At 36.9% G+C, this 10,246-nt stretch carries 7 protein-coding genes, 3 tRNA genes and 1 pseudogene; 2 read left to right on the top strand and 9 right to left on the bottom strand.

Annotated elements, in window-relative coordinates; translation table 11 throughout:
- From ACFIMQ_RS07850 to ACFIMQ_RS07840, 3 genes and pseudogenes are all read right to left on the bottom strand, one after another.
- Positions 1-77, bottom strand: a pseudogene (locus tag ACFIMQ_RS07850) (elongation factor Tu); the annotation flags it as partial.
- 181 nt (positions 78-258) lie between these two features.
- Positions 259-332: transfer RNA gene (locus ACFIMQ_RS07845), tRNA-Gly, on the bottom strand.
- 31 nt (positions 333-363) lie between these two features.
- Positions 364-447, bottom strand: a tRNA-Tyr gene (locus ACFIMQ_RS07840).
- A 205-nt stretch (positions 448-652) separates the two neighbouring features.
- On the opposite strand from ACFIMQ_RS07840, the gene ACFIMQ_RS07835 reads away from it, so the two are divergent.
- Positions 653-1,483, top strand: coding sequence for a TrmH family RNA methyltransferase (locus tag ACFIMQ_RS07835; protein ID WP_375616843.1), 831 nt, complete (start codon positions 653-655; stop codon positions 1,481-1,483).
- On the opposite strand, the gene ACFIMQ_RS07830 is transcribed toward ACFIMQ_RS07835, so the two are convergent.
- The 6 genes from ACFIMQ_RS07830 to ACFIMQ_RS07805 form a co-directional block, all read right to left on the bottom strand.
- Positions 1,480-2,211, bottom strand: a complete 732-nt coding sequence (locus ACFIMQ_RS07830) for a rhomboid family intramembrane serine protease (protein ID WP_375703754.1) — start codon at positions 2,209-2,211, stop codon at positions 1,480-1,482. The two genes, ACFIMQ_RS07835 and ACFIMQ_RS07830, sit on opposite strands and share 4 nt — an antisense overlap.
- A gap of 1,863 nt (positions 2,212-4,074) precedes the next feature.
- Positions 4,075-4,500, bottom strand: coding sequence for a DUF2155 domain-containing protein (locus ACFIMQ_RS07825; RefSeq protein WP_375616846.1), 426 nt, complete (start codon positions 4,498-4,500; stop codon positions 4,075-4,077).
- An 88-nt stretch (positions 4,501-4,588) separates the two neighbouring features.
- Positions 4,589-4,987 carry an NADH:ubiquinone oxidoreductase subunit NDUFA12 gene (locus ACFIMQ_RS07820; protein ID WP_375703753.1) on the bottom strand — a complete coding sequence of 133 codons (399 nt, stop codon included), beginning with the start codon at positions 4,985-4,987 and terminating at the stop codon, positions 4,589-4,591.
- A gap of 182 nt (positions 4,988-5,169) precedes the next feature.
- Entirely contained in the window at positions 5,170-6,669 is a 1,500-nt protein-coding gene (gene gatB, locus ACFIMQ_RS07815) for an Asp-tRNA(Asn)/Glu-tRNA(Gln) amidotransferase subunit GatB (protein WP_375616840.1), read from the bottom strand.
- A gap of 127 nt (positions 6,670-6,796) precedes the next feature.
- Positions 6,797-8,224, bottom strand: coding sequence for a trigger factor (gene tig / locus ACFIMQ_RS07810; protein ID WP_375703752.1), 1,428 nt, complete (start codon positions 8,222-8,224; stop codon positions 6,797-6,799).
- A gap of 134 nt (positions 8,225-8,358) precedes the next feature.
- Positions 8,359-8,441 (bottom strand) — tRNA-Leu (locus ACFIMQ_RS07805).
- Positions 8,442-8,607: 166 nt separating this feature from the next.
- On the opposite strand from ACFIMQ_RS07805, the gene trmFO reads away from it, so the two are divergent.
- Positions 8,608-10,017 carry a methylenetetrahydrofolate--tRNA-(uracil(54)-C(5))-methyltransferase (FADH(2)-oxidizing) TrmFO gene (gene trmFO, locus ACFIMQ_RS07800; protein ID WP_375703751.1) on the top strand — a complete coding sequence of 470 codons (1,410 nt, stop codon included), beginning with the start codon at positions 8,608-8,610 and terminating at the stop codon, positions 10,015-10,017.
- The last annotated feature ends 229 nt before the right edge of the window (positions 10,018-10,246 follow it).

The raw sequence follows: 10,246 nt of genomic DNA, 5'->3' as shown, positions 1-10,246 counted from the left end.
GTCTTCCCATGATCAACGTGACCAATCGTACCAATATTAACATGCGGTTTTGTACGTTCAAATTTGCTCTTCGCCATCGCTATTAATCTCTTGTTTTATTCTCTACTTTTGTTAGCACCTAAAAACAGACCTGCAGAATTGAATTCAACCGAACTGTCAATCAGCCCAATTACCACAACTCTTAGACGGTAAAGCCCGCCTACTTCTATAATGGAACATCCTCCATTATACCTACTTGCCTAATCATCAACAACTATTTGGAGCGGGTAGCGGGAATCGAACCCGCATATTCAGCTTGGAAGGCTGCTGCTCTACCATTGAGCTATACCCGCATGATCCATGTACTAACACTCCTTCGATGAATGGTGGAGGGGGTTGGATTCGAACCAACGTAGCATACGCAACGGATTTACAGTCCGCCCCCTTTAACCACTCGGGCACCCCTCCATTACACCGTTAAAGTCGCGCGATGAGGCATCACGACAACCATTTTGAATACTCATCCAATTCAACCTGATTGCGAAGTGGTTATGACGATTACTATTGTATCTGTCAACAGAATAAATACAATTCTGTACAAATTTCCTGCTCATAACTTTAAATCATAGATTTTTTATATCTATTTTTCTTATTAACACGCTATAAAGAAGTTATGAAAGAAAAAACATCACAAAATTCTCATTATGCTCGTTTACGTCGCCAATATCGGGATACAAAAAGCTCTTCTTTTCGATCTTTTACACACCCGAAGAAGGAAGCCGCTTCTTTACAGCAAGGGATAATCCGTCTTTATGGCATTCATTCCGTTCATGCTGCTTTAAAAAACCCAAAAAGAATTTTTAAATGTCTTTATGTTACACAAAATGCCTTAAAACGATTAAATATATCCGAATCAGATTATCCTTGCCCTGTTACACTATGCACACCCAAATATCTTGATTCGCTGGTTGGAAGTGAAGCAGTTCATCAAGGTGTTGTGTTGGAAACTTCTCCTCTCAAACCATGCAAACTATCGGAACTAACCAATACTGATCTTGTCATTGTCATGGATCAAATTACCGATCCACATAATGTTGGCGCTATTATGCGCTCTGCAGTCGCATTTAAAGCTAAAGCACTTATTACAACTTGTCGACATTCTCCCCACGAAAGCGGTGTTCTTGCAAAAGCTGCATCAGGAGCTCTGGAAATGATTCATTATATCACCGTGAGAAATCTTGCTGAAGCTCTTCAAGAACTCCATCAAACAGGTTTTACAAGCTTTGGTCTCGATTCAGAAGGTGGACAACCTTTAGAAATAACATTAACAGGTAATAAAATTGCTCTTGTTTTAGGCGCAGAAGGTAAAGGCTTGCGTAAAAAAACACGTGAAACCGTTTGCGCTTTAGCACGCCTTGATATGCCTGGGAATATTAAATCATTAAATGTTTCAAATGCAGCAACAATAGCGCTTTATGTGGCACATAAATATCTTAGATTCTAATTTTTAATTTTTTTTGAAACATCAAAAAAGCCAACCAACAAAAAACCCGCCAAAAAACCACCAATATGAGCTTCCCATGCTATTGAGATGCCATTTTCTTCAAACAAAATAGAAGAAATACCTATGATCAAATCAGTCGTCAGCCATACGCTCATATAAACAAGCCCCCCCTTAGAACACAGAGCTTTTTTGACAGACAATAAAGGTCCCAAAAGTTTTTCGTTCTGCGCATTGACAACTAGATTACCACTAGGAAAACCGTAACGTGCAATAGCACCCATCATTCCAGATACGGCACCTGACGCCCCAATAAGTGATATGGTACTTTCTTGATGAAATGTAAAATAAGTCAAAACAGAAATAACTGCCGTTAACACCCAAAAAATTAAAAAACGTAAAACACCAAAATGCCTTGCTAAAGGAGAGCCGAAAACCAAAAGCCAAACCATATTAAGAGCAACATGTTTAAAACTACTATGCATAAATGAATAACTCACCATGGTATAACTAAATGCTACAGGATCCCTCTTAAACAATGCTGGTATAAATGAAAAAAACTCAAGGCTTTCAACATAAACCTGATGAGAAAAAAAATACTGAGAAATGCAAAAAAGACAAAAACAAAATGCTATCAAAACAACTATAATAAATGGAACCTTCAATAAAGGTTCTTTGGGTTGTTTCGGCAATCGGAAAGCATAATTATACTGAGGATCAGAAATTTTCATTATATAAAATCTCATATTCTTTAGAAAATTGGTAATTCTTACACAAAATAGATATATTCATCTTGAATAAGGAAAAGTTTTCAACTTGAATTTCTCTGCCTCCCCTTTTAAAATTTTCAATAGCTCACCGTGAAAACAGATGTATCTTATACAAAAGATTTTGAAAAGCATGAATATCAAGAATATGATTTACAAAATTAGTGCTATCCTGCTTTTTTAAATGTGAAATTTGTAATGCAATATACAAGAATTTACAAATAAACAAACTCACTTATGAGGCGCTCTATATAATAAAAAGTCAAATACATAAATGTTTCTTTTTGCCAGAAATATACTAACTATGCTTCATTTGAGATTTTAAATAAGCTTAAATCTCAATTAATCTCAGTCGCTCCAACAATATAGTTTGACGCTTTGAATGAAAAACGACATCTCCATAAGAATAAAAAACTACCAACATATTTGCGTTCTCTAGATATAATAATTGGTGTTTCATAACGTATTCATTTAGTATATCTGTATTCTTCCCCCATAAACGCAAAAACGTCGGTTTATCTCTTTAACAAATAAGAACAAACCTTTTATTTCACCTCTAACAGATATAATTCAAGAATCGCCTCATATAATGCAAAAATTTCTGGCCATGGATCAATTAGAGGAAAAATTTATGGGAATGCAAAAATCACAAGACTAAGTAGTGGAATAAACAGTGAGGTCTATGAAAGCGATAATGTTGTCAATACGGTTGCTACAGTAGCGTAATTAACAGGCGCGGGAGACTATTTTTTAAAAATAAAAAAACATATTACATAAAGCACTAAAAAATCATAAAATTGAAATAATTATCTATATAAATCATCGTGAATAAAGTAAAATATATCATGTAGCTAAAGCGTTCTATAGATACAAATATAAGAGGGGAGAGAATGAATACTCTATCTACTAACCAATTAAATATAAAAGAAAAAAATCCAATTTCCAAACAATCAATTCTAATAACACTAATGCGATAGAGTGTTCTTTATCGTGTGTAAAATATTACATAAAACATTGAAAAAACACGTCTTTTTTCCTTTTTCTTTTGCTTATTCGTAAACCGGTTATTATTTCAACAGAGTTTATAGCAGGGAGTAGTCTTTTAGTGTTATTCATTCTTTTTTAGGGATATATAGCGGATGCAGCGCCCTATGGACACTAAACAGCAATGGTCATTGGTTATATCATCTTGATATTTCTAAGTTTAACTGCCAATTGGGGATATGATGCGCTCCTATTGCGTTTAGCACCTCCTAATCATTATCTTATCCTTTTTCAATAATTAGAAAGAAGTGAGAATGATCAATGTTTTTCACGACAGTTCTAATGTTTCTAGGTTCCTCCCCACACCTCAAAAAACAGAGATCCCTACCCGTCACCGGACTGTCAACAGCCTAGCTTCTCTCGGCGGATTTCTCCTGCTAATCACTCATGCAGCTCACTTCATAGGCGCGACAGACAAACCATGCCCTGAAACTAATCACGATATCTAAAAACACTTAATATGCAAAGCTTTTCACGCCTTATATCACCACTCTAAACAACGGCGTTTTACAGCATAATAGGATAAAACACTCGAAAAAACAATGTGTTGATTTCAATGGTGCGTCCTTGTATTTAAATGGTTCATAAGAAAAACTTTCATTCCTTTCTTAAACAGCCTTATCCGTACGTTCGCCACTTGTAATGTACAAGAGAATGGTCTTAATTGATTCAATATAAGAAAGTTTAAAATGAAAAAATTATAGAAATCTAAGCCTCTCTTTTAAGTTGTAAAACAACAAACAATCATTACAAATCAATGTATTAAAATACATAAAACACCAATTATTGAAGAGGTAGATTTTGAGAACTCTGCTTACAATCTTTTAACCACACATCATAAATAGGATGCTCAACAGCGTTCAAACCAGGACTATCTGCAAACATCCATCCTGTAAAAATACGTCGTATTTTTTTATCTAATGTTACTTCGTTGACTTCAACAAAACCAGTTGTACGCGTTGGCTCATCTTTAGAGCTCGTATAACAAGCACGGGGTGTTACCTGTAATGCACCGTATTGATAAATTTCACCAAGAGTAACTTCAAAACGTGTGGTCCGCCCCGTGATTTTATCAAGACCTGCAAAAACAGCAATTCCATTGCTAACACGTTCAGCCCGTACCCCACCATTTAAGGATAAAAACACTAAAACTTCCATTAAAAAAATATATATAAAATGCCTCAACCCTAACAATAAAAAAAACCTCATCATATCAAAATCAATCGCACCTTAAAAATAACTCTTGTCATAAAATGGAGTCAAATAAGACAAAAATACACACACACATTAAAACATTTTATTTTTTAGGTGACCATGCATCATAATCTCCATGCACACAAGGACGCTCATCATTGTAAGGAATAGCCCCCTTTGGTCGATAGGCCTCACCCGTACCTGTCATATTTGCGACATGAGGCTTTTCCCATTCATGTGGATGATAATCTTCCTGTGTTGGTGGACACTCACAGCGATGATGTATCCAGCCGTGCCAACCTGGTGGAATAGTAGAAGCTTCAGAATAATCTTTATAAATAACCCAACGACGCGGATAACCATCCTTATGATATCCCCCCTCATAATATATATTTCCAGATTGATCTTCCCCTATCCGCTTACCTTTTCGCCATGTAAAAAAACGCGTACCAATGGTATTACCACTCCACCACGTAAAGATTTGTTTTAAAAAATGAGCCATTTTCTATTCCATTTCTTCAGTATGTTCATGAAATCAATCGTTGGAATACAATTGTTTACTCCTTGAAATTACCGAAAAAGTTACTGGTAAATTCAGCCACAACTCCAATTGATAGGATAACTTTCTCTCCCTTAATTTCAAGAACATATCATATTTATGGATTCTTCTCCACCCCATAAAATTTAATCTATACCAAGTTTTATCTTAACCAACTCATTAACAGTTTGAGGATTTGCCTTACCACCTGTTGTTTTCATTACTTGCCCAACAAACCAACCAACTAAAGCAGGTTTTTGCTTTGCTTGCGCAACTTTATCAGAATTATTGGCAACAATCTCATCAACAGCTCTTTCAATAGCCTTTATATCTGTCACCTGCTTCATATTGCGCTCTTCTACAATTTGGCGTGGATCTCCCCCCTCATTCCAAATAATCTCAAAAAGATCTTTGGCAATTTTTCCAGAAATAATTTCTTCTTTTATGAGATCAATAATGCTTCCCAATTGATGTGGCGAGACTGGAGACTCTTCAATTTCACGATTATCTTTATTTAAAGCCCCTAAAAGATCATTAATCACCCAATTGGCAACTATTTTTCCATCCCGACCACGAGCAACTTCTTCAAAATAATCAGCAATAGCCTTTTCTGTCACAAGAATGGAGGCATCATACATTGTCAGTCCCATTTCAGTAACAAAACGTGCTTTTATAGCGTCGGGCAATTCTGGTAAATCCGCTGCCAAAGCATCCACAAAAGCTTGATCAAATTCTAATGGCAAAAGATCAGGATCAGGAAAATAACGATAGTCATGCGCTTCTTCCTTTGAGCGCATAGAGCGTGTTTCACCTTTAGCCGCATCAAAAAGCCGAGTTTCTTGATCTATGACGCCTCCATCTTCTAAAATTGCGATCTGACGACGCGCTTCATACTCAATTGCTTGGCCAATAAAGCGAATAGAATTAACATTTTTGATCTCACAACGCGTTCCAAACTTTTCACCAGGGCGACGAACGGATACATTGACATCCGCACGCATAGAACCTTCATCCATATTACCATCGCAGGTACCTAAATAACGAACAATTGTACGCAATTTTGTCATATAGGCTTTGGCTTCATCTGATGAGCGCATATCAGGCTTGGAAACTATTTCCATAAGAGCAACACCAGAACGATTAAGATCCACAAAAGACATCGTTGGATGTTGGTCGTGCATCGATTTTCCAGCATCCTGTTCAAGATGCAACCTCTCAATTCCCACTTCTATATCCTCAAATTGGCCATTCGAATCTGGACCAACAGATATGATAATCTTCCCCTCTCCTACAATGGGATAGTGAAACTGAGAAATCTGATATCCCTGCGGTAAATCTGGATAAAAATAATTCTTGCGATCAAAAATAGATTTTAAATTAATACGCGCCTTTAATCCTAACCCCGTTCGAATCGCTTGACGAACACACTCCTGATTAAGAACAGGCAACATACCTGGCATAGCTGCATCAATAAGAGATACATGATTGTTTGGCTCTGCTCCAAATTTGGTGGATGCTCCTGAAAAAAGTTTCGAATTTGATATGATTTGCGCATGAACCTCCATGCCAATTATGACTTCCCAATCACCTGTAACTCCAGAAATAAAACGCTTAGAATCAGGAATACGCGTATCAATGATGCTCATTGCCAATCCATTACCAATATTTTAAAACATACTTCATGGCTTATCTAAAACCATTCTCAGTGCAATCCTACGATATAAATCTCATAAAAAGCCTGATTCTATCGAACTTATTTTATTCGCGCAAATATTAAGCTTTTTTAGGAGCCTTTTTCTTAACTGATGTTTTCTCTGCGGACTTTTCCTTCACTGCAGATTTTTTCTTTGCTGGCTTTTTTTCAATAACATCTGATTCGTCATATTCTTTCATCAACTCTTCAACCGTCACTTCTTTATCCGTAACTTTTATCTGTGCCAATAAATGATCAATGACCTTTTCTTCAAAAATTGGAGCACGCAGATTTTCAACAGCTTCTGGCGTCTTACGGAAAAAATCCATAATTTCTTTCTCTTGTCCAGGATACTGGCGAACCTGATCAAAAACAGCTGCCTTTAGCTCATCCTCACTAACTTTAACACCAACCTTTACTCCAATTTCAGAAAGCACTAAACCAAGACGAACACGACGTTGTGCAAGAACACGATATTCCTCCCGAGCCTTCTCTTCTGTCACACCTTCATCTTCAAAACTGCGTCCAGCCTTTTTCAAATCATCATTAACCTGAGCCCATATATTGCTAAACTCAATTTCTAAAAGCTCTTCAGGAATCTCAAAATTATAATCAGCATCTAAAGCATCAAGAATTTGACGCTTAATTTTTTGACGTGTCATTGAACCATATTGGCTTTCAATCTGTTCACGAATGACCTCACGTAAACGATCTAGAGATTCTAAACCAACTTTTTGCGCTGCTTCATCATCAATTTTTAATTCATCTGGTTTAAAAATAGCTTTAACAGTAATATCAAACTCTGCTTCTCTTCCCGCCAAATATGCCGCACTATAATTATCAGGAAATTTAACAGAAATCGTTTTTGCATCCCCAGCCTTCACACCAACTAATTGCTCTTCAAAGCCAGGAATAAATTGTTTTGACCCAAGAATCAGTTGTGAATCACTATCGGCCCCACCTTCAAATGGAACGCCTTCAAGCTTACCTTGATAATCTATGGTAATACGGTCACCTTCTTCAGAAGCCCCCTCTTTTAGGGAATAATTACGTGTAGAAGAAAGGACGCGTTTGACTTGATCATCAATCTCCTGTTCAGGGATAGTTGCAATTTCACGGATAACTTCAATATGTTTAAAATCTTTAATTTCAATTTTTGGTAAAACTTCATACTTTAAACTAAAAGTAAAATCGGCAGCGCCATCTAGAATTTTTTCATCTTCATCTATGTCAATTTTTGGCTGCATCGCTGCACGTTCATTACGGTCCGCTAAAATAGAACGAGGCGCCTCACTGAGTATCTCATTGAGAATCTCCGCCATTAAAGATTTACCATACATTTTTCGCAAATGCCCACTAGGCACTTTACCCGGACGAAAACCATTAAGCTTGATCTTACCCTTGGTATCATCCAACCGTTCATTCAACTTTTTTTCTAAATCTTTCGCTGGAACCACGATCTTAATTTCGCGCTTCAGTCCTTCATTAAGCGTCTCGGTAACCTGCATTAAACACCTTCATTTTTCTAAGGAGAGGGATATGCCCACTCTAATAATCATTACATTCTAACACTTCGAGTGTTACATTACCATGAAGCGGAATTCCAGACACGTAGAAATCCGTAGCACTTAAGGGATTGCTTTGGTGCGGATGGAGGGACTCGAACCCCCACGGTCTCCCGCCAGAACCTAAATCTGGTGCGTCTACCAATTTCGCCACATCCGCCAAACTGACAAGCTAATAACCTTATACAAGCGGCGTCTCTATACCATTAATTACAGAAAAAAAGCAAACAAATATATTTAAAAAAAACAAATACACATCATTCTTACAAATAACAAAAACAAAATCTACGCTTTTCATACACGGCTGCTTACGCTAAAAGTCGATTATGTTAAAGACATTTGATACTCCAATTCATATCATCGGTGGCGGCCTTGCAGGGTGTGAAGCAAGCTGGCAAATCGCTCAGTCAGGAATTTCTGTTATTTTGCATGAAATGCGACCCCTAAAAAAATCAGATGCCCATAAAACCGGTCATTTGGCAGAACTGGTTTGTTCAAATTCATTTCGTTGCGATGATTCATCAACAAATGCCGTAGGACTTCTCCATGCTGAAATGCGATTAGCGAAATCATTAATTATGAAAGCTGCTGATACCAATAAAGTCCCTGCAGGGAGTGCTCTTGCCGTTGACCGTGATGGATTTTCAAAAACCGTTACAACAGCACTAGAAAACCACCCTCTTATAACAATCAAACGTGAAGAAGTTCAAAAAATTCCTAAAGCTTGGAAACATGTTATCATTGCAACAGGTCCCCTTACCTCATCTGCACTTGCTCAAGAATTACAAGCAATAACCGGAACAGAATCGCTCTCTTTTTTTGATGCTATTGCACCTATTATCCATACCGATAGTATTGATATGAATATTTGTTGGTATCAATCTCGCTATGATAAAATTGGTCCTGAAGGAACAGGAAAAGATTACCTTAATTGTCCCTTAAATAAAGAACAATATGAAACATTCGTTCAAGCGTTAAAAAATGCCGACAAAACAGAGTTTCGTGACTTTGAAAAAACACCCTATTTTGATGGGTGCCTACCCATTGAAATTATGGCTGAACGCGGACTTGAAACTTTAAGACATGGACCTATGAAACCTATGGGCTTAACCAATGCCCATAACCCTACAGTTAAACCTTATGCTGTTGTTCAATTACGCCAAGATAATAAACTTGGAACCCTTTACAATATGGTCGGCTTTCAAACAAAACTGAAATATGGTGAACAAATTCGCATTTTTAGAACGATTCCCGGTCTTGAAAAAGCAGAGTTTGCGCGTCTTGGTGGTCTTCACCGCAATACCTACCTCAACTCTCCAATCATTCTTGATCAAACCCTTCGTTTAAAACAAACAAAACGACTACGCTTTGCAGGACAAATTACCGGATGTGAAGGTTATGTAGAATCAGCTGCAATAGGGCTTCTTGCTGGACATTTTGCCGCTGCAGAATATCATCATAACTGTCCTTGCCTCCCCCCACAAACCACTGCATTCGGTGCCCTTTTGCATCATATTACGGGGGGGCATATTGTAATAGAAGAAACAGAAAGACAATCCTTTCAGCCAATGAATATCAATTTCGGACTCTTTCCCCCTATTACTTCTATTAAACATTCAGAAAAACGCTTACCAAGTAAAGAAAAAAAATTAGCAAAAAAGCAAGTTATAACAGCGAGAGCCCTCAATGATTGTATTCAGTGGTTAGCAAATAAAGAATCAAAGAGCTTCTGTTGATCAAAAACACACGATTCGCCTCTCTAATAAATCTCTATGACTCTCATGAAAAAGTCATTCTAAAGCCTTTTACTGTCTTCTCCAATCCATGAATACTTCTCTATGTTTCGTTATTTATTCTATAACGTAGATGCTATAAAAAACTTTCTCGCTATAAACGATTTACTATGATTCAATGACTAAAAATAAAATAATTATATAAAATATATTATAGTAATAAAGAATAAAT

Origin of the sequence: Bartonella sp. AD13SXNS (assembly GCF_042196465.1) — a bacterium.
GTDB lineage: Bacteria > Pseudomonadota > Alphaproteobacteria > Rhizobiales > Rhizobiaceae > Bartonella.
This window is presented reverse-complemented; position numbering and strand designations above follow the sequence as displayed.